This window comes from Kordia periserrulae, assembly GCF_003054265.1.
Classification (GTDB): domain Bacteria; phylum Bacteroidota; class Bacteroidia; order Flavobacteriales; family Flavobacteriaceae; genus Kordia; species Kordia periserrulae.
On the sequence record NZ_QBKT01000009.1, the window covers coordinates 158,276 to 179,002 of the forward strand.

The window sequence follows — 20,727 nt, forward strand, 5'->3', positions numbered from 1 at the left end:
CTAAACTTCCAACGAAGTAAACGCAAAAGTAGTCCCGTTGAACAAGCCTTTATCACTAAGTTTTAACGACGGGATTACTAACAATGCCATAAAGGAAAGTGTCATATATGGCGCGCGTAACGTGCTTCCCATTTGTTTGGCTAATTGGTCCAATTCCGCGTAAGCGGCACCAATTTCCCAACCCGATTTGTCACTCATAATGCCCGCAACAGGCAGCGAAACGACTTTTTCTACCGAATCCGAAACAGCGCAAATTCCACCTTTGTTAGCAATCAAAAGATTCACAGCTTTGCAAATGGCTTCATCCGAAACGCCCACAGCAATAATATTATGCGAATCGTGTCCCACCGAAGAAGCAATCGCGCCTTCTTTCAATCCGAAATTCTTAATAAACGCCATCGCTGGCGCATCATCTTGATAACGATTGACGACCGTCATTTTTAGTATGTCTTTCTCAACGTTTGATACCAAATTGCCATCTTTCACCAAGCTTTTTTCAATCAGCTCGTTAGTTACCAACTCACCATCAAGAGCTTCTATAACGCGGATTTCACTTTTCGTGGCTTTGACTTGAAAATCATTCACACGTTTTGGTGAAGTATTAAAATTATTCAGCACTTCAAACGGCACGCTCTCTATATGCGTCGTTTCCCCAGAAGCAACTCGGAAGCCGTCAATATAGGTTTCCAATACCGAAAAGCTCGTCAAATCTTCCACAATGGCGAAATCGGCAGCATCGCCAATTTGTAACTGTCCAACGTCCAAATTGTAATGTTTCACGGGATTTATACAGGCGACTTGCAATACTTTAAACACATCGTTTCCTTTGGCAACCGCACGCGCGCACAATTCGTTGATATGTCCGACTAGCAAATCATCAGGATGTTTGTCGTCCGAGCAAAACATCATTTCGTTGTAATGTTCATCCAACAACGGAATCAACGCTTCAAAATTCTTAGCGGCGCTTCCTTCACGAATAATCACTTTCATGCCTTTTTGTAGTTTTTCCAAGGCTTCATCGTAGGTAAAACATTCATGGTCGGTTGAAATTCCTGCCGCAATATATTTAGAAACGTCATCACCGCGCAAACCTGGCGCATGACCGTCTACAGGTTTGTTAAAATGTTTCGCCCAAGCGATTTTTTTTAGTACTTCCGCATCGTCAAACAACACACCTGGATAATTCATCATTTCTGCCAAATACTTGATTTCTGGTTTGGCGAGTAATTCTTTAATTCCGTCCGAATCAATCACAGCGCCTGCCGATTCAAAACTCGTTGCTGGCACACACGATGGCGCACCAAAATTGAACTTAAACGGTACTTTTTTACCATTCTCAATCATAAATTCCACACCCGCTTTTCCAAGTACATTCGCAATTTCATGCGGATCGGAAACCGTAGCAACTGTTCCGTGCAAAACCGCCAAACGTGCAAATTCAGACGGAACCAACATCGAACTTTCAATATGAATATGTGCATCCACAAAGCCAGGAATGATATAGTTTTCTACCGAATGTTCTTTTTTGACAATCTGCAAAATTCTTCCTGCTTCTACATGAATTTCTCCTTTAAAAATAGTTCGATTAGCGATGTCGACGATGTTTCCTTGTATTTTCATTTTAGTAAAATTTTAACGTAAAAACTTACAATAAGAAGTTTTTGCTTACGTTTTAAAAAGTATTAGTGAAAGTAAAACATTAAAACGATTTAATTATGAAAAAAAAGAATTTAAGTAATTTGAAACTAAGAAAAAATATTATTTCAAAATTGAATGACTCATATAAAGTCATTGGAGGAGAGGAAAAGTCAGAAAGAAGAACTAATTGTGAGCAATGTCCACAAACAGGAACTTGTGATAACACATGTCCTTGTCTTCCTGAGCCTCAGCCGCAAACTCAGGTACAAACATGCGGTTTGTTTTGTTCACTAAATATAGCATGTTATATATAGTTTATAATATAGTAAAGGTCTTTCGAATCATCAATTCGAAAGACCTCTACTAAAAAAATATTACTGAGGAGTTAAAAAACCAAAGTTCTTTGCATAAAACAACATTTGGTTGTCAAATGCTGCCGGTTGCATAACTTTAATATTGGTTATTTCTCCTGTATCATCAGTTTCAGGAACTAAATAAGGATTTGCAAAGCCACCATTCGGATTTGCTTTAAACTGCTCGTTTCTTTTCAATACTTCCGCATGAATTTTTTGATCAACTTTAATTCCGTAACCTTCTACCAACGCTTTAGCCGCTTCAAAATCACCTTCTGATTTGATACGTTGTGTTTCACGTAGTAATTGTCCGAATAATTCACGCAATTTTGCATAATCGTTAATGTTGTAATAGGTTTTTCCATCACGCGTTACTTTTTCAATCACGTTATCTTTGGCACCTTTTTCAAAAACCCACGCAGAAACCCATTGTCTGTTCACCATGTGATCTTCTTCTACGTCATCACCTAATTTTAAGCGAATCAACTGTGTCATCAACCCATTTCGGATATAACCGTCATACGCTGCTTTTCCAACACCTTCGGTATCTTCAACCAAGCCTAATTCTTTCAATTTTGGGTCCATTAAATAGTACAATCCAACCAAGTCAGCACGTCCTTCTTCCATCGTAGAAGCGTAGTTTTTCAGGGTTTCTTTTGGTTGCCCGATTCCCGGATTAATTTGTCCAGAAGCATGTCCAATTACTTCGTGAAGAGAAGTATGCAATTTGTCTGCTAATTTACCATATTTTAATTCTAGTTGTAATTCTTCTTCGTCATGTACAAATTCTTTCAATCTTCCTGAACCTCCATTTTGATTGTATGAATTTATAATATTAGCTAATGAAACTGACTTTGAACCGTGTTGCTGACGAATCCAGTTATTGTTTGGTAAGTTTACTCCGATAGGTGTTTTAGGTGAAGCATCTCCGGCTTCTCCAGCTACGTTTATTGATTTATAAGATATACCAACAACATCTTTCTTTTTATGGCTTTCTACTAAAGGAGAATTGTCTTCAAACCACTGTGCATTATCTGATAAGACCTGCATTTTTTTTGACATGTCAACGTCTTTCACCTGTACAATTGTTTCGTATGAACCTCTGTATCCTTTTGGGTCGTTGTATACTTCAATGAATCCGTTAATCCAGTCAATATCTCCGCCTGTTGAAGTTACCCACGAAATGCAGTATTTGTCCCAAGTATCTAAGCTTCCTGTTTTGTAATATTCAATCAATAAGCCTAAAGTGTTTGCTTGTTTTTCGTTTTCGGCAACACCTTTTGCTTTTTCCAACCAATAAATAATTTTATCAATCGCTTCGCCGTACATTCCGCCAGACTTCCATACTTTTTCGACTAATTTTCCGTCTTCACGAACCAATTTTGAGTTCAATCCAGCTTCAATAGGTCTTCCTTCTGGACCTTTATAAGCAGTTGCATAAAATTCTTCTACGTCTTTGCTAGTGATATCTGGTCCATAAAAATTCACCGCAGAAACTAAGACATTGTCAACACCTGCTTTTTTGTTGACTTTCTTCATGTCTTTATCATTAAAAATCACGTCAAAAGCTTCTCCAGTTAATTTTGTGTCTGTGGCTTCGAGTAAACTTTTTAAATATTCTGCAGAAAACCCTGGCTCTAGTTTATCATTTGAATTATGATGATGGATACCGTTTGAAACCCAAATCATTTTTAAGTATTCTACGAAGGCATTCCAATCGTCTGTAGTTTTATCTCCTTCATAATTAACATATATATTTTCCAAAGCTTTTCGGATAGTGAGATTGTGACGATAATTTTGATCCCACATAATATCTCTACCGGCAAGCCCAGCCTGTGTTAAATAATAAACTAATTTCTTTTGTTCTAAAGTTAAGTTATCAAATCCTGGTATTTCGTATCGTAAAATATCAACATCACCGAATTCTTCTACCTTAATTTCCATTTTTCCATTTTCAGCGACTTCAATAAATTGAGGTTCATATGGATCTATTTTTGTTTTTTCTTTAGTTTCTTCTGCACAAGAAAATAGCATTCCTGCCGCCAAGGCAATTCCTGCAATTGATTTTAATTTCATTTGTTTGTTTTTAGTGTTTTTGGTTACTGCAACTGAATATGTGTTATGTAAATTTAGACATGCTAAACTTGATATTTTTCAGTCGTTTTTTATTGGTTTTAGAACTCGCAATCGAAAAATAATCACCTATCGATTTTTTTCCGATTCTGACAAATGTAAACAATTCAACAAAACATTAAAAATTTGTACATTAGCAATACTAACTAATACACCTAAACGATATGAAAATTTTAAAGTATGTACTGTTATTACTGCTTGTTGTGGTTGTTGCAGGCGCAATTTATATTGCTACGAGACCAAACAGCTATGAGGTAAGCAGAAGTAAAGTGATTAAAGCACCACCAGCCGTGGTATTTAATAACGTAAGCGATTTTAAAAATTGGGAAGCGTGGAATCCATGGATGGAAAAAGACACAACGATTAAAGCAACGTATCCTGAACAAACCTCAGGAATTGGCGGTTCGTACAGTTGGACAAGTGAAGAAAGTGGCGGCGGAACAATGACCAATTTGGAAATGGTAGCCAACAAATCCTTAACACAAGAATTAAAATTTGACGATTTTGATGCCAGTACGGTTACTTGGAATTTGGAAGAAGTAGAAGACGGCACCAATGTCACTTGGACAATGAAAGGTGATAATATGGGATTTATGTTTAAAGCTATTGTTGCGATTTCTGGCGGAATGGACAATATGGTAGGAGAAGATTATGCCAAAGGATTGGAAAATTTAGACAAAGTCATCACGGAGCAAATGAAGAATATGCCACAAGCCACTTTCCGATTGGGAGAAGTAACGCAAGGAGAAGTTTCTGGAAAGCAATTTGTAGGCTATTTTCAAAAGACAACAACGGATGCCGCGATTGACGAAATGAACAAACTGTTTATGGAATTTATGCCGAAAGCAGGAATATACGGAGAAATGAATAAGCTCGATTATACACCAGGTTCTTTATACACCAAATGGGATGAAGAAACCAAAGAAGCTGAATTTTATATTGGCTTATTGGTGCATTCCACAGAGAAACTTCCAAAATCAGAAGGATTGACCATTATGGATGGACCAGAAGGGAAAATTGTAAAAATTTCCAAATTTGGACCGTATGGTGTAGGCGATATGGAAGCACATGCTAAGATTGCTGAATATATGACCAAAAATAAGCTTATGCCTGCAGGACCAGTTTGGGAACTCTATGAAAATGATCCAATGGAAGTACAACCAGCAGAAGTTCAAACAGATATTTACTATTTAGTTACTGACGCAGAATAAATTTTTTAAGAGAGTCTAGAATCTAGAGTCAAGAGTCAGGAATCAAGATTCTTTGTTTTAGGTTCTTGACTCTTTTTCTATTTTTGGACTCTTAATTCAATTTCTCTTAACAGTTGTAAATTAAATGAAGAGATTCTGAAGCCTGGGCTAAACTCGATTCAGTATCAAGCTCAAAATGACGTTAATATCAACCTGTAAGGGCATAAGTCTAGGGTCAAGATTCTTGAATCTAGATTCTTGACTCTAAACTCTTGATTCTAAATAAAAATGAAACACCTCTTATTAGTTTTTCTCGGTGGCGGATTTGGAAGCGCGATGCGCTATCTTTTAGCCAAATTCTTAAACAGTCCAGCAAACGGAATCCCGTATGGAACCTTTGCGGCGAATATTTTAGGAAGTCTGCTTATCGGAATCATCTTGGGAATTGCCGCTAAAAACCAAGCCATCAGTCAGCAATACACGTTATTACTTGCTACAGGTTTTTGTGGTGGCTTCACTACATTTTCCACATTTGCCTACGAAAATCACGTTTTTTTAAAGTCAGGCGACTTTATGACGTTCTTCTTCTACACCATTGCAAGTTTTATTATCGGATTTGCCGCAGTCTTCTTAGGAATATTTTTGGTGAAATACTTCTAATTATAATTCTACCCTTAAAAATCATTAGAAATATTTTAGTAAAACTACTTTAAAATGAAATTACCCTAAAAAAAATAGGGTTAAAATCTAAAAATTCATAAAAATTACAATCAACACCCTAATTTTTAACGCACATACTTATCTTTAGCACGGAAATTTCAAAAAACGAATAGTACTTAAACTTAGTTAGACGTGAAAAAGATAGAAGCGATCATTCGTAAATCAACATTTGAAGATGTAAAAGACGCACTTCATGAAATTGGAGTGAATTTCTTTACCTATTGGGATGTAACAGGTATTGGAAATGAGAATAAAGGACATGTGTACCGTGGCGTAAGTTACAGCACGCGCGATATAGCACGTCGTCATATTTCTATAGTGGTTTCTGACCATTTTCTAGAAAAAACAATTGATGTGATACTCAAACACGCCTACACGGGCGAAGTTGGTGATGGAAAAATATTTGTTTCCAACATTGAGGAAGCATACAGAATTAGAACGAAAGAAAACGGAACAGCATCACTACAATAACAGTTACTATGGACACTTCTTTATTTACCGCAAACAATATATGGATGATGATTTGTATTGCGCTTGTTTTCATCATGCACTTAGGATTTTCTTTTTTGGAAATCGGGCTGACACGCGCCAAAAACACCATCAACATACTATTTAAAAATATTATCATCATTATCATCGGATTGCTCACCTATACGCTTATCGGATTTAGCATCATGTATCCTGGAGAAGCTTTTGAAGGAAGCTGGATAGGATTTAAAAGCTTCGGACTTTTACTTCCTGAAAACGGTTTGACAGCTGCGTATGCCAAAGGACAATACACGTACTGGACCGAATTTTTATTCCAAGCAATGTTTGCCGCAACGGCAGCAACTATTGTTTCTGGAGCGGTTGCAGAACGTATCAAACTGGGAAGCTTTATCATATTTTCATTGCTATATGTAGGATTAATTTATCCAATCGTAGGTATGTGGAAATGGGGCGGCGGCTTCTTAGAAACCTTAGGTTTTTATGATTTTGCAGGTTCTACCATTGTACATTCTGTCGGTGGCTGGGCAGCGTTGATGGCTGTGATATTGTTAGGCGCACGTATCGGAAAATTTAAAAATGGTGTTTCTGGAGTGATTCCTGGTCACAATTTACCCTTAGCAACTGCAGGCGTATTATTATTGTGGTTTGGCTGGTTTGGGTTTAATGGCGGCTCGGTACTTTCGGCTGCTCCTGGCGCGACTTCACTCGTATTGGTCACAACTTGTTTATCGGCAGCAGCTGGTGGTTTGGGAGCTTTTATAGTTTCATTTATCAAATACAAAGAAAATGACCTTTCTATGGTATTGAACGGAATTTTGGGAGGCTTAGTCGCAATTACCGCTGGAGCTGACCAAATGGGCGTTTTAGATGCGATTATTATTGGAAGTATTGGCGGAATTTTAATCGTATTTGCCGTTTCTTGGTTGGATAGATTAAAACTAGACGATCCTGTAGGAGCGATTTCTGTACACTTAATTTGTGGAATTTGGGGAACACTCGCCGTCGGAATTTTTGGCGCTTTGGCAGGAATTGACCAATTTTTACATCAAGTATATGGTATTTTGATAATTGGCGCATTTTGTTGTGCGACTTCCTTCGGAATTTTATTCGCATTGAAGAAAACTACAGGTATCCGAGTTTCCAAAAAAGAAGAAGTAGAAGGTTTGGATATTCACGAACACGGAATGCAAGCGTATGGCGATTTCCGTTTAAACGATCATTAAATATAGCGTACGTTGGTAATTCGGGTTAAAAGGTTATAGTTCAATATTACAATTTAGACTTACCAAACGTACGTTATCCTCGATAATCGAGATTAAAAAACGAGCACAGCATAACCATAGTAGTTACTGTGCTCGTTTTGTTTTTTTAGTTTATAGCTAAAATTTAATGCTTGTCAAAAGCTTTTACGCCTGCGTTGATTTCCGTTTGTAAAAAGTTTACCCTTGGCGGGATAGGACACGAATATCGGTCATTGTATGCGCAGTATGGGTTGTAGGCTTTGTTAAAATCAATTTCAATAGTATCACCTTGAGGAATTTCTAAGTCAATATAACGTCCGCCGCCATAACTTGAAAAGCCATTCGTTTCATCTGTAAATGGTAAAAAGAGGTAATTTTTATACTCTTCTTCCTTCATTAATGACTGATTTTGATAAATTTCCAATGAAAATTGTTTTCCGTTCAATGTAAATGTTGCAATGCCATAACGTCGATATTCTGGCTTTCTATCGGTAGAAGTAGGCATTTTAAATACAGGTGAATCGGGCGTGCGCTTAAATGTAGCTGTCACTTTATAGGTATCGTCCACTGGGAAAAAATCGAGTCCTTCAAAAGTTTTCAAATCTTTTTCTTTTAAAGGTGATTTGGAAGCATCTTTATATTCTGCATTCAGTTCTCTTTGAAACTCAGTTTCTCCTTTTACTTGATTTTTTTCTTGCGAACAACTAATGTTCAGTATCAATAGACTTATCAATAGACACCACTTTTTCATCCGTTATAGATTTTAATTGATTAAACGTAGGTTTCAAAAGTACAATATGTCACAAACATATTGAATATTTCTTCAAATGCTTTTTTAAAAGATAGCATAACTAACTGATAATAAAAAAACTACGGTATTCCCGTAACTTTGTTTAACTTTTTTATGATAAATTTAAACAATTAACCAAAAATTCAAAAACTTATGAAAAAAATTACATTAGTATTTGCCTTGTTTTTTGCTGCTATTGCATTGGGGCAAAATGAATCTTCTGGTAGTATTGCAACTACCATTACAACACCTAGTCCAATCAGTGGAGAAACATTTAGATTTGGTCCTGGTATCGTCACACAATTAGACTCAGGTTCTGGTTTCGGTTTTACGAACGATCGTTGGTTTTCTTTGGGTCGACTCAATACGGGAAGCCAAAATGTGTACGGATTGCGTTTTCAAATACCTAACCGATCTATTACATTAGGATATCAAGACATTAACGATGTAAATCCAAGAATTCAGTGGATTGGAGCTTCGTCTTTCTCTGGAACTGATTTAGAATTTAGAGCAGCCAACAGTTTTACTTCTACAAGTTCAACATTGGTAGCAACGATGACCAATGACGGAAAAACCTTTTTTGGGCAGCCATTTACTAGTTCAGGTTCAAGTACTAAAGTAGGTGTGGACTACACGGATGTATCTAGTGGAAGTCGTACAGGAGTTGAAGTGCTAAATACATCGGGTTCCAGTGGCTCTGCTACAGGATTCAAATCTGTTAATAACGTATCGTGTTATGTAAAAACAGGACTTTCGATTTCAAGTTCAGGTGGCGCGTATGGCGATACTGGTGTAAGTGTGAGTTTAAGAGATGGGTTTTACAGTTCAGGAGTAAGTACATTTGTAACAGGTAATGGTGGATATACGTACGGAGTTAGCGGAAGAATTACACTTCCTTCTGGTGTAACTTCTAATAGTTTTGGCGCAGGAATCTATGGAAATTCGGCAGCAGTTACGAATCGTTTTGCAGGATATTTTGATGGAAATGTAACGGTGAACGGAATGTTTACCTCTTCTGACAAAAAATTAAAAGAACAAATTGAAACCGAAGAAAATGTACTAGATAAAATCATGGAACTGAATGCGGTAACGTACAAGTTTAAAGAAAATGATCAATTGAACTTACCAGCAGAATTACAGCACGGTTTTATTGCACAAAACATTGAAGAGGTTTTTCCAGAATTGGTAACGACTATTAAAAAACCTATTATAGATAAGGAAAATAAATTAGTAGGTGAATACGAATACAAAGCGGTAAATTACACAGGATTGATTTCCATTTTGACTTCTAGCATTCAAGACTTGAATGAAAAAGTAACCGCTTTAGAAAACGAAAAGAAAGCACGTAATACTTCAGACGAGCTAGGTTTACTAGATGAAGCTGATTTTTCTATGGAGCAAAACATTCCGAATCCATTCAACAGTCAGGCAACGATTAGCTATACATTGCCTCCAAATGTAAAAGCAAATATTACCATTTTTGATATGACTGGAAAGTATATCAGAGAATACGATTTGCGAGATGAAAAAGGAAAACTTGTCATCAACTCGAATGATATAGGCAAAGGAATGTTTTTATACAGCTTAATCTCGGGCGGAGAAATCATCATCACCAAAAAGATGATTGTAAAGTAAAAACAATGATAATTTACTCGATAATCGAGATTAAAAATTCTCCGACGCTTGCGTCGAAATGTTTTAATAGTTTCTGCTGAATACTTTGTAGGCTTGCCTCAAAGTAGTTGACTATAAAACAGACAGCAATCAGTAGTAATTATTGATTGCTGTTTTTTTATTCTACATACTAAAAATCAACTCGAAATAGATATTAAAAAATTAACCAAAAATTTAAAATCATGAAAAAAATTACATTCGTATTTGCGCTATTTTTTGCGGCAATCGCTTTTGGGCAAAATCAATCGTCAGGATTTGTACAATCCTCAATTTTCAATCCAATTCCACAGCAATTTAGTGGTGGAGAAATTTTCAGATTCCAGCCAGGTTTGGTCACACAAATCGATGCAGGTTCCGGTTTTGGATTTACAAACGATCGCTGGTTTTCGATTGGAAGATTGAATACAGGAAGTCAAACCGTTTACGGAATGCGTTTTCAATTACCAAACCGCTCCATCACAATGGGATATCAAGACATTAACGATGCAAATCCACGAATTCAGTGGATTGGAGCCTCTTCGTTCTCTGGAACTGATTTAGAATTTAGAGCAGCCAACAGTTTTACTTCTACAAGTTCAACATTGGTAGCAACGATGACCAATGACGGAAAAACGTTTTTTGGGCAGCCATTTACTAGTTCAGGTTCAAGTACTAGAGTAGGTGTGGACTACACGGATGTATCTAGTGGAAGTCGTACAGGAGTTGAAGTGCTAAATACATCGGGTTCTAGTGGCTCTGCTACAGGATTCAAATCTGTTAATAACGTATCGTGTTATGTAAAAACAGGACTTTCGATTTCAAGTTCAGGTGGCGCGTATGGCGATACTGGTGTAAGCGTGAGTCTTAGAGATGGGTTTTACAGTTCAGGAGTAAGTACATTTGTAACAGGTAATGGTGGATATACGTACGGAGTTAGCGGAAGAATTACACTTCCTTCTGGTGTAACTTCTAATAGTTTTGGCGCAGGAATCTATGGAAATTCGGCAGCAGTTACGAATCGTTTTGCAGGATATTTTGATGGAAATGTAACGGTGAACGGAATGTTTACTTCTTCTGACAAAAAATTAAAAGAACAAATTGAAACCGAAGAAAATGTACTAGAGAAAATCATGCAACTGAATGCGGTAACGTACAAGTTTAAAGAAAATGATCAATTGAACTTACCAGCGGAATTACAACACGGTTTTATCGCGCAAAATATTGAAGAAGTTTTCCCAGAATTGGTAACGACTATCAAAAAACCTATTATAGACAAGGAAAATAAATTAGTAGGTGAATACGAATACAAAGCGGTAAATTACACAGGATTGATTTCCATTTTGACCTCAAGCATTCAAGACTTGAATGAAAAAGTAACCGCTTTAGAAAACGAAAAGAAAGCACGTAATACTTCAGACGAGCTAGGTTTACTAGATGAAGCTGATTTTTCTATGGAGCAAAATATTCCGAATCCATTCAACAGTCAGGCAACGATTAGCTATACATTACCACCAAATGTAAAAGCAAATATTACGATTTTTGACATGACTGGAAAGTATATCAGAGAATACGATTTGCGAGATGAAAAAGGAAAACTTGTCATCAACTCGAATGATATTGGCAAAGGAATGTTTTTATACAGCTTAATTTCTGGTGGAGAAATCATCATCACCAAAAAGATGATTGTAAAGTAAAAATATTAAAAATCAACTCATAAATTACAGCAACTGATGGGAAACTACTGGTTGCTGTTTTTTTTGTTTTAACTGTTTCTGTGAGTAGAAATTTGCAGAAAATTAAAAACTTTTTGTCAATCGTAAATAAATTTTGCGTAGTTTTGATTCAAACAAATAGAAAAATGAGAATTACCACAGTATATAAAAACGTACAAAAAGCTTCTTGGAAAAGAAGTCTGGACGCCTATATATTGTGTTGATATAAAATATAATGTAACCCAATTTTAAAAGTCCGACTTCACCAGTCGGACTTTTTTTTTAAACCAATCCCAAATCAAAAACTAACTATAAATCATCAAAAAACAACAGTCATGAAAAAAATGTACACCAACTACATTGCTTCATTCAAAGGATTATCAAAAGAAATATGGTTTTTAGCGCTGATTTCACTTGTAAACAGAGCAGGAACCATGGTGATTCCGTTTTTATCGTTGTATCTTAAAAAGGATATGGGACTTACTGAAACTGATATCGGCTCTATTTTTGCCTTTTTCGGTATAGGTTCGGTTATTGGCTCATGGTTAGGAGGAAAATTAACAGACATATTTGGCTTCTACAAAATAATGATTGTAAGTCTTTTTTTAACTGGCTTTTGCTTTATAGCATTACAGTACATCCACACATTTTGGGGATTTTGTATCGGTATCTTAATAACTATGTCTATTGCAGATTCATTCAGACCTGCAATTTTCGTGGCAATAAAAGCCTACAGCAAGCTAGAAAATCAAACTAGGTCAGTTGGGTTAATTCGTCTTGCAATCAATGCAGGTATGGGAATTGGACCAACATTGGCTGGACTTATTATTGTAATGAATGGGTATGGATTATTGTTTTGGATTGATGGGGTAACGTGTATTACTGCGATAGTATTATTCAGCTATTTAGTAAAAGATTCAAAAGTAAGACCATCAGAATTGCGTAGTAAACAAGAAAACTTAGATAAAAATGCGGTGTATAAAGACGTTTCTTTCTGGATTCATTCGTTTATCTGTTTTCTATTTGGGATGGCATTTTTTCAGTTATTCACAACAATACCTTTGTATTATGATCAAATATTTCATTTGGATGAATTTAAAATTGGAATTATTTTATTTCTCAACGTAGCCATCATAGTCGTTTTCGAAATGCCGCTGCTTAATTATTTAGAAAAGCAAAAAATTCCTTTTACAAAGTACATTACCATGTCTTGTATTTTCTTGGCGTTGAGCTTCTTTGTATTGTATCAAAATTTCTGGATTGGAATTATAATTATCAGCATTGTATTGATGACTTTGAGTGAAATGTTAGGTTTTCCATATACGAACAGATTTGCACTAAATAGAGCAAAAGAAGGATTGGAAGGAAGTTACATGGCATTATACGCAATGGCATTTTCAGTAGCGCATATTTTTAGTCCGAAAATTGGCTTAGAAATCGTAGCAAAATTTGGGTATCAAGTCAATTGGTTGGTAACAGGAATGTTTGGCGTAATTGCTATTGTATTATCTTTATGGCTACATCGAAGAATACAAAAAGGATTGTAAGTAAATTCAATTAATTTTGTTATATTTAGATACTTAAACTACAAGTTATAAGTGGAAAATCATATATAATTGACTAATTTTTCTTAAAAATGGGTAAAAACAGTAAAGAATATTATCATGATAAAGGAGAAAAAGATCGTGCAGAAGGTCGTTACAAACCACCACATGATATCTTAGATGATTTTTTAACATGGTCTGACAGTGGAATGAAAAAGATTAACGAAGACAATGAGGCCTATAATAAAGGCTGGAGAAATACTGACAAGCAAAAAAAAGGGAATAGCGGAAAATGAATAAATAAATTATGGGAAATCGTTCAAAAGGAAAAAATAGAGGTGGTACTTCAGGAAATAGAAATCAACGTACTAAAATTCGCTCTAGTGGTATGAAACAACGAGGGAAAGGTTCAGCAAGTAGCTATAAACCTAATTCTCGTAAAGGTTATAGCGGTAATTCGAGTGGTTCAAAGAAAAGCGGAAGCGGTAAATAAAAGCATTTGCAATTATTTTTAACACCATTAAGTAAAGAAAATTTTAAAAGCTTATTCAAATTTAGGAATGAGCTAAGCTTTTTAGAAAATTGTACATCTAGAGAAAAATTAAATTCTATAGCTGAATTTGAAGAAGAACTTGAAAATGATTTTTTTAGAGATCGACTAATTCAATTTTTAGTACTTAATGCTAAAAAGAAAACAATTGGAACCGTATATGCATACAACTTTAATTCTTATGACGGATTCGCCTTTGTAACAGTATTTATTACAGAAACAATGACCAATCAATCTTATGGAATCAAAGCATTTCTAATTTTTGTAGATTTCTTATTTTACAACTATAATTTATATAAAATCTATTTTGATGTTTACGATTTCAACAAGAGTATGCTATCTATATTAAAAAAATGTAATTTTTCAATGGAAGGTAGATTTATAAACCAAAAATACAAAAACAATACGCGACACGATGTATATAGATTTGCTTTCTATAAAAATGATTTAGATTATTGGAAAAACAAATTAGAAGTTTCTATTGTAAATATCATTTAAAAATAATTAGACATATTTATAATTCTGAATTAGTTAAATCCCAAACTTCACACTCACGCCAGTTTGCAAATCGGGATTGTTGTTTACGGTAAAATCTTGTTGGATGTAAAACGACGTCGAAATTTTTCGTGTAAACGTATACACCAACGTCCAATAATTGGTGTCTTTATATAAATGTCGCGTTCCGTGTCCCCAAGATTTGAACGATTCGTCATCGCGCACGTAAATATTATAATTGTCCTCGTCTTTTTTGTGTAAACTAGTTTGTAAATAATAACTCAATCCAAACGAATGATAGGTTTTCCCTTTGGAGATAAAGGTATATTCTGCATTGCCTTCAAAACTTCCAATAAAATCATTCGTGCCAAAATCAAAATTATCGCTTTGCAAATCGATAGCGTTCTTTCTGAGCAAATTTGCTCCCAAACCAACCAATACAAAATTACGGTCGTTGAGGTCAAATTGCTTCACTCCAGCTGCAGAAGCACCAACATCCATAGACATATTATACTTGGACAAATTCGTGCCTACATGCGCACCCAAATTAAAATAGATTTTTTTGTTGTTTAAAAAAGTAGGATAGTAGTAATAGTGCGTTTCAATTCCGCCACTTAAAAAGTCACCATTTCCCAAATCGAAGGTTCTTCCATTTCTATCAGTATATAAAAATCGCGCTCTGTCCAAACCAAAAACACGTCTGTCAAAAGGATCATCGCCGCCAGCAACATTATCGTGAAAAAATTCAATAAAACGGTCAGTTGTCAAGGTAGAAAGCGGAAACTTTCCATTAGTTAATACAAATGCTCTAAAACCTACAATCAATTCTTGGTTTTTTGTGGTGGGAATCGTCAAATTACCGCGCAAACCTTTAATAACACCATCCGTTTCAATTTCAAAATAACCAGCGTCTAACTGTTCTTCTTCCACAAAATACTGTCGACTAAACCATGCAATACCGCGCATTTCTCTTCTTAAATTTGGGTCATTCGGAATGTACGTTTTTACATTCGGTCCCCAAACATTACCGCTTTCGAGCGAAATATCGAGTTCCATACGGCGAGAAGCTTCAAGCTTAAAATTATGGTTCAATCGAGAAATAAATACACCAAACGGATTGGTAGACAGAATGCTAGGTTTTGAAATTCCGTTTTTGCTAAAAGGAGGAATGGAATCTTGATTTTGCTGTGCAAACAAAGAAAAACTCACACATACGCAGAAAAAGAAAATCAACTTTTGTTGTTTCATAATGCAATACAATAATTTGAGATTGCTAAACTACAAAAAAAGTGATGGACAATCCGTATATTTAGCCTTCAAAGAAAAATACATTCCTATGAAGCATTTTGATACCAACACATTTAAAGTCACAAAACCTATAAAAATTAATGAAACAAGCACAACATTTGATTTGGGACTATCCAAAAAAGAACTCAAAAAAGAACTAGAAGATGTCAGAGAGGCACTTGGAGAACTTCAAGATGTCATGTACGCGCATGGAAAATATGGCGTTTTGGTGTGCTTGCAAGGAATGGATACCGCAGGAAAAGATAGCTTAATCAGAGAAGTTTTTAAAGATTTTAACTCGCGCGGAGTTGTAGTGCACAGTTTTAAAGTGCCAACCAAATTAGAGTTGCGTCATGATTATTTGTGGCGACATTATATTGCGTTGCCAGAACGCGGAAAGTTTTCCATTTTTAACCGTACGCATTACGAAAATGTATTGGTTACGCGCGTGCATCCGTATTACATTCCTGGCGAAAATATTCCTTCCGTAAACAGTGTAGATGACATTGACGATGATTTTTGGGCGAAGCGTTTTGAGCAAATCAACAACTTTGAAAAACACATAGCCGAAAACGGAACAATCATCTTTAAATTCTTCTTGAATATCTCGAAAGATGAACAAAAAAACAGATTGCTACGCCGTTTAGAACTCAAAGAAAAAAACTGGAAATTCTCTCCTGGCGATTTGGAAGAGCGTAAATTGTGGGGTAAGTATCAAGAATGTTATGAAGATGCACTCAATAAAACAAGCAAACCACATGCGCCTTGGTTTACCATTCCGTCAGATGACAAAAAAACGGCACGCTATATTGTAGCAAAAATCATCTATGATACCTTAAAAGAATACACTGATATCAAAGCGCCAGAACTCGACGATGACATCAAAGCAAATCTTGAACTGTACAAAAAACAACTAGAATCTGAATAAAAAATCAATCAAAACTATAGCTAACATGAAGAAAATCCTACTGTCATTATTGCTTGTGAGTACTGTAAGTTTCGCGCAAAGTGACGATGAAAAACAACTAAAATCTATTTACAGTACTTCGCTGACCAATGGAAAAAGCTACGCTTGGCTCGATCATCTATCAAACGAAATCGGTGGACGACTTTCAGGTTCAGCAAATGCAGCAAAAGCAGTACAATATACCAAAGCAGAACTAGAAAAATTAGGCTTAGACAAAGTATGGCTGCAAGAAGTCATGGTGCCAAAATGGGAGCGCGGTGCTGCGGAAGAAGCGTACATGATTACCGATGCAGGAAAAACAGAACTAAGAATATGTGCCTTAGGAGGCTCTATTGCAACCAAAGAAGGTGGCGTGGAAGCAGAAGTCATTGAAGTACAAGGTTTGGACGACGTAAAAGCGCTAGGGAAAGAAAAAATACAAGGGAAAATTGTATTCTACAATCGTCCAATGAAACCAGATGTTATCAGTACGTTTGAAGCGTATGGCGGTTGTGTCGATCAGCGATATGCTGGCGCTAAAGAAGCACTAGAATATGGTGCTGTTGGCGTATTGGTGCGTTCTATGAATTTACGTTTAGACGACTATCCGCACACGGGAAGTATGAGTTATGGCGATGTTCCAGCAGATAAGCGAATTCCGGCAGCAGCTATCAGTACCAACGATGCGGAATTGCTCAGCAAGCAACTCAAAAAAGATGCTGCCACCAAAGTGAGTTTTACCATGCATTGCAAACAATACGAAGATGTAAAATCGCATAATGTTATTGGTCAAATAACTGGAAGTGAATTTCCGAATGAAATTATCATTGTGGGTGGCCACTTAGATTCATGGGATTTAGGTGATGGCTCTCACGATGACGGTGCGGGCGTTGTACAAAGCATGGACGTATTGCGATTGCTCAAAGAAACAGGATACAAACCGAAAAGAACCATCAGAGTGGTATTATTTATGAATGAGGAAAACGGATTGCGCGGCGGAAGAAAATATGCAGAAGTTGCCAAAGAAAAAGGTGAGAAACATGTATTTGCGCTTGAAAGTGATGCAGGCGGATTCACCCCAAGAGGATTTTCATTTGATTGTTCCGACGAAAACTTTGCACAAGTAGAAAGCTGGAAAAATCTCTTCAAACCGTATTTAATTCACTTTTTTGAAAAAGGAGGAAGTGGCGCAGATATTGGTCCGCTAAAAGACGATCAAATTGTATTGGCAGGCTTACGCCCAGATTCACAACGTTATTTTGACCATCACCACGCAGAAAATGACACATTCGATGCGGTTAACAAACGCGAATTGGAATTAGGAGCGGCTACGATGACTTCGTTAGTGTATCTATTTGATAAATACGGAACAAAAAGAAGCAAAAAAATAAAAGGAAAGTAATTGTAGTATAAACAAAAAAACAAAAGCAACATTGTGACTCACAATGTTGCTTTTGTTTTATATATAAATCGACGCTTTAGTCAAAATAACTAAACGTTTCTCCGTCTTTTATCGTTAACAATGTTTCGTAAATCAAGCGAATTACATTCTCCACATCATCCTTATGCACAGTTTCTACTGTAGTATGCATATAACGTAGTGGAAGTGAAATCAGCGCAGAAGGAACGCCACCGTTGCTATACGCAAAAGCATCCGTATCCGTTCCTGTAGAACGGCTAGACGCCATACGCTGGAAAGGAATTCCTTTGTCTTCGGCAGTTTCTATAATACGCTCTCGTAATCGATTTTGAACTGCTGGCGCATACGAAATCACGGGACCAGCACCAATTTTGGTTTCTCCTTGTGTTTTCTTATCAATCATAGGAGTGGTGGTGTCGTGGCAAACATCGGTCACAATCGCAACATTCGGTTTAATCGTTTCCGTAATCATTTGTGCTCCACGTAAGCCAATTTCCTCTTGTACAGAATTGGTTACATACAATCCAAAAGGAAGTTTTACCTTATTTTCGTGTATCAAACGCGCTACTTCAGCAACCATAAATCCGCCAGCTCTATTATCAATAGCTCTACACACAAACTTATCTTTATTCAACACATGAAATTCGTCTGGATAGGTAATTACACAACCTACATGCACGCCTAATGCTTCCACTTCCTTTTTATTGGAGCAACCAACGTCGATAAAAATATTATCCAATTTTGGTGGATCTTCCTTTGATTTATTACGTGTATGAATGGCTGGCCATCCAAAAACACCTTTTACAATGCCGTTCTTCGTATGAATATTCACCCACTTTGAAGGCGCAATCTGATGGTCGCTTCCACCGTTGCGAATTACATACAACAAACCATTATCAGTAATATAATTCACATACCACGAAATTTCGTCAGCATGTCCTTCAATAACAACTTTGTACTTTGCCTTTGGGTTGATAACACCTACAGCAGTGCCATACGAATCGGTGATAAACTCATCTACATAAGGCTTCAAATAATCCATCCAAACCTTCTGTCCATTCCATTCATATCCTGTTGGCGCTGCATTATTCAAATATTTTTCCAAAAAAGTCATTGACTTCTTATTAATAATTTTCTTTTTTGCCATAAATTTTTAATTTAATTCTGACGAAAATAATAATATTAAAACAGATTTAATAGTTATAATGGAATGAATTATTAAATTTGATATAAAATTAGCGAAACATCAAAAGCGTATATGAAAAAGATAAGCTTTGTCATATTACTACTATTTGCATTTGTTGGTCAGGCTCAAATTATATCGCAAGACACGACAACGGTAAAGCCTTTCATCATAAAAGGTGACTCCATTCCGCAAACATCTATCAAATTAGATGAGGTTATCGTATTCAACAAGCTTAAATTTGACTCCAAAGAAGAGCGCATTCGCTATCTTATTCTTCGAAGAAAAACACTCAAAGTATATCCATTTGCAAAAATGGCGGCAGAGCGTTTAGTTGCATTAAATGAGCGACTCGATAAAATAGATTCCAAATCAAAACGAAGACGATATACAAAACGTGTACAAAAATTCATTGAAGACGAACTTACTGGAAAACTCAAAAAATTAACCAAAACGGAAGGGCAAATACTGGTAAAGCTCATTCATCGTCAAACAGGAGAAACAGCTTTCAAGCTCGTCAAGCGACTTCGAAGCGGTTGGAAAGCATTTTGGTATAACACAACAGCAAACCTATTTGACATTTCGCTCAAAAAAGAATACAATCCAGAATCCAATCACGAAGACTACCTCATAGAAGACATCCTGCAACGTGCTTTTTACAACAATCAATTAAAAGAGCAACCATCTGCACTACCATTCTCCTATCTAGAACTCACCAATAAGTGGTCAACACCCACACAAGAGAAAAAATAACTGCACCCAACATCCAACACCCAACACCCAACACCCAACACCCAACACCCAACACCTAATCCCTAATGCCTACAATAATGGGGTTCCCATTTTTCTTTTTTAATAGGAAAAAGAAAAACGGTCACGCTTTCGCAAGTCGCTCTTTTTGGTTTGCGTAAAGTATATAAGAGATTTAAAACCAACAACCTTATGGTAAACAAAGCTAGTTTGGGTTTCTCAAAGCAAGGAGCTCCAACAAATGCTCAATCGTTAACCCAAAAAAATATTGAATATTGAATTGAAACAATACATTACCAACACCCAACACCCAACACCCAACACCCAACACCCAACACCCAACACCCAACACCCAACACCCAGCACCCAACACCCAACACCCAGCAACCAGCAACCAGCAACCAGCAACCAGCAACCAATCAGCGAGTTACAAAAAAGGCATAAAAAAAGGCAAAAAAAGGTTAGGTATAATAAAAAAGGGTTTTATATTTGCAGCCGCTAAAACGGGAAGTGTGATACACGCATCATCGATTAGCGGTACGTTCCAAGACAGAAAAAAACTTTAAAAAAAATCAGATAAAAGTTTTTCAAAGAATTAAAAAAGGTTGTATGTTTGCACCCCGCAAAAATCAG

The 20,727-nt window shown here is 36.3% G+C and carries 19 protein-coding genes; 14 read left to right on the forward strand and 5 right to left on the reverse strand.

The window, feature by feature from the left end; translation table 11 throughout:
* A complete protein-coding gene (gene ade / locus C8N46_RS17050; protein ID WP_108116271.1) occupies positions 1-1,620 on the reverse strand; it encodes an adenine deaminase in 1,620 nt (539 codons plus the stop codon).
* Positions 1,621-1,715: 95 nt separating this feature from the next.
* Here ade and C8N46_RS20200 point away from each other — a divergent pair, with 95 nt between their 5' ends.
* Positions 1,716-1,952 carry a hypothetical protein gene (locus C8N46_RS20200; RefSeq protein ID WP_146169869.1) on the forward strand — a complete coding sequence of 79 codons (237 nt, stop codon included), beginning with the start codon at positions 1,716-1,718 and terminating at the stop codon, positions 1,950-1,952.
* A gap of 60 nt (positions 1,953-2,012) precedes the next feature.
* Here the strand turns inward: C8N46_RS20200 and C8N46_RS17055 are convergent, their stop codons facing one another.
* On the reverse strand, positions 2,013-4,067 hold the full coding sequence (locus C8N46_RS17055; protein ID WP_108116273.1) for a dipeptidyl-peptidase 3 family protein: 2,055 nt from the start codon (positions 4,065-4,067) through the stop codon (positions 2,013-2,015).
* A gap of 221 nt (positions 4,068-4,288) precedes the next feature.
* On the opposite strand from C8N46_RS17055, the gene C8N46_RS17060 reads away from it, so the two are divergent.
* The 4 genes from C8N46_RS17060 to C8N46_RS17075 all read left to right on the forward strand — a co-directional run bounded on the left by C8N46_RS17060 (position 4,289) and on the right by C8N46_RS17075 (position 7,746).
* Positions 4,289-5,335: an SRPBCC family protein gene (locus tag C8N46_RS17060; RefSeq protein WP_108116275.1), complete on the forward strand. Its 1,047-nt coding sequence runs from the start codon at positions 4,289-4,291 to the stop codon at positions 5,333-5,335.
* Between the two features lie 267 nt (positions 5,336-5,602).
* Positions 5,603-5,974 (forward strand): fluoride efflux transporter CrcB, encoded by a 372-nt coding sequence (crcB, locus tag C8N46_RS17065; RefSeq protein ID WP_108116277.1) that lies wholly within the window; start codon positions 5,603-5,605, stop codon positions 5,972-5,974.
* A gap of 192 nt (positions 5,975-6,166) precedes the next feature.
* On the forward strand, positions 6,167-6,505 hold the full coding sequence (locus C8N46_RS17070) for a P-II family nitrogen regulator (protein WP_108116279.1): 339 nt from the start codon (positions 6,167-6,169) through the stop codon (positions 6,503-6,505).
* Between the two features lie 8 nt (positions 6,506-6,513).
* Positions 6,514-7,746, forward strand: coding sequence for an ammonium transporter (locus tag C8N46_RS17075; protein WP_108116280.1), 1,233 nt, complete (start codon positions 6,514-6,516; stop codon positions 7,744-7,746).
* 163 nt (positions 7,747-7,909) lie between these two features.
* Here C8N46_RS17075 and C8N46_RS17080 read toward each other — a convergent pair whose 3' ends face one another.
* On the reverse strand, positions 7,910-8,515 hold the full coding sequence (locus tag C8N46_RS17080; RefSeq protein WP_108116282.1) for a DUF1684 domain-containing protein: 606 nt from the start codon (positions 8,513-8,515) through the stop codon (positions 7,910-7,912).
* 192 nt (positions 8,516-8,707) lie between these two features.
* On the opposite strand from C8N46_RS17080, the gene C8N46_RS17085 reads away from it, so the two are divergent.
* From C8N46_RS17085 to C8N46_RS17110, 6 genes are all read left to right on the forward strand, one after another.
* Positions 8,708-10,189 (forward strand): tail fiber domain-containing protein, encoded by a 1,482-nt coding sequence (locus C8N46_RS17085; protein ID WP_108116285.1) that lies wholly within the window; start codon positions 8,708-8,710, stop codon positions 10,187-10,189.
* 221 nt (positions 10,190-10,410) lie between these two features.
* Positions 10,411-11,901 carry a tail fiber domain-containing protein gene (locus C8N46_RS17090; protein WP_108116287.1) on the forward strand — a complete coding sequence of 497 codons (1,491 nt, stop codon included), beginning with the start codon at positions 10,411-10,413 and terminating at the stop codon, positions 11,899-11,901.
* A 353-nt stretch (positions 11,902-12,254) separates the two neighbouring features.
* On the forward strand, positions 12,255-13,466 hold the full coding sequence (locus tag C8N46_RS17095) for an MFS transporter (RefSeq protein ID WP_108116289.1): 1,212 nt from the start codon (positions 12,255-12,257) through the stop codon (positions 13,464-13,466).
* An 89-nt stretch (positions 13,467-13,555) separates the two neighbouring features.
* On the forward strand, positions 13,556-13,759 hold the full coding sequence (locus C8N46_RS17100; RefSeq protein ID WP_108116291.1) for a hypothetical protein: 204 nt from the start codon (positions 13,556-13,558) through the stop codon (positions 13,757-13,759).
* A gap of 11 nt (positions 13,760-13,770) precedes the next feature.
* Entirely contained in the window at positions 13,771-13,956 is a 186-nt protein-coding gene (locus C8N46_RS17105; protein WP_108116293.1) for a hypothetical protein, read from the forward strand.
* A gap of 6 nt (positions 13,957-13,962) precedes the next feature.
* A complete protein-coding gene (locus C8N46_RS17110) occupies positions 13,963-14,511 on the forward strand; it encodes a GNAT family N-acetyltransferase (RefSeq protein ID WP_108116294.1) in 549 nt (182 codons plus the stop codon).
* 33 nt (positions 14,512-14,544) lie between these two features.
* Here the strand turns inward: C8N46_RS17110 and C8N46_RS17115 are convergent, their stop codons facing one another.
* Positions 14,545-15,756 (reverse strand): hypothetical protein, encoded by a 1,212-nt coding sequence (locus C8N46_RS17115; protein ID WP_108116296.1) that lies wholly within the window; start codon positions 15,754-15,756, stop codon positions 14,545-14,547.
* A gap of 88 nt (positions 15,757-15,844) precedes the next feature.
* Here C8N46_RS17115 and C8N46_RS17120 point away from each other — a divergent pair, with 88 nt between their 5' ends.
* Positions 15,845-16,723 carry a PPK2 family polyphosphate kinase gene (locus C8N46_RS17120; protein WP_108116320.1) on the forward strand — a complete coding sequence of 293 codons (879 nt, stop codon included), beginning with the start codon at positions 15,845-15,847 and terminating at the stop codon, positions 16,721-16,723.
* Between the two features lie 25 nt (positions 16,724-16,748).
* Positions 16,749-18,143: a M20/M25/M40 family metallo-hydrolase gene (locus tag C8N46_RS17125; protein ID WP_108116298.1), complete on the forward strand. Its 1,395-nt coding sequence runs from the start codon at positions 16,749-16,751 to the stop codon at positions 18,141-18,143.
* A gap of 76 nt (positions 18,144-18,219) precedes the next feature.
* On the opposite strand, the gene C8N46_RS17130 is transcribed toward C8N46_RS17125, so the two are convergent.
* Positions 18,220-19,308, reverse strand: a complete 1,089-nt coding sequence (locus C8N46_RS17130) for a M42 family metallopeptidase (protein WP_108116300.1) — start codon at positions 19,306-19,308, stop codon at positions 18,220-18,222.
* Between the two features lie 111 nt (positions 19,309-19,419).
* Between C8N46_RS17130 and C8N46_RS17135 the strand changes: the two genes are divergently transcribed.
* The gene (locus C8N46_RS17135) at positions 19,420-20,097 is read left to right on the forward strand and encodes a DUF4294 domain-containing protein (protein WP_108116302.1); all 678 of its coding nucleotides are present in this window, start codon (positions 19,420-19,422) and stop codon (positions 20,095-20,097) included.
* Positions 20,098-20,727: the final 630 nt, after the last annotated feature.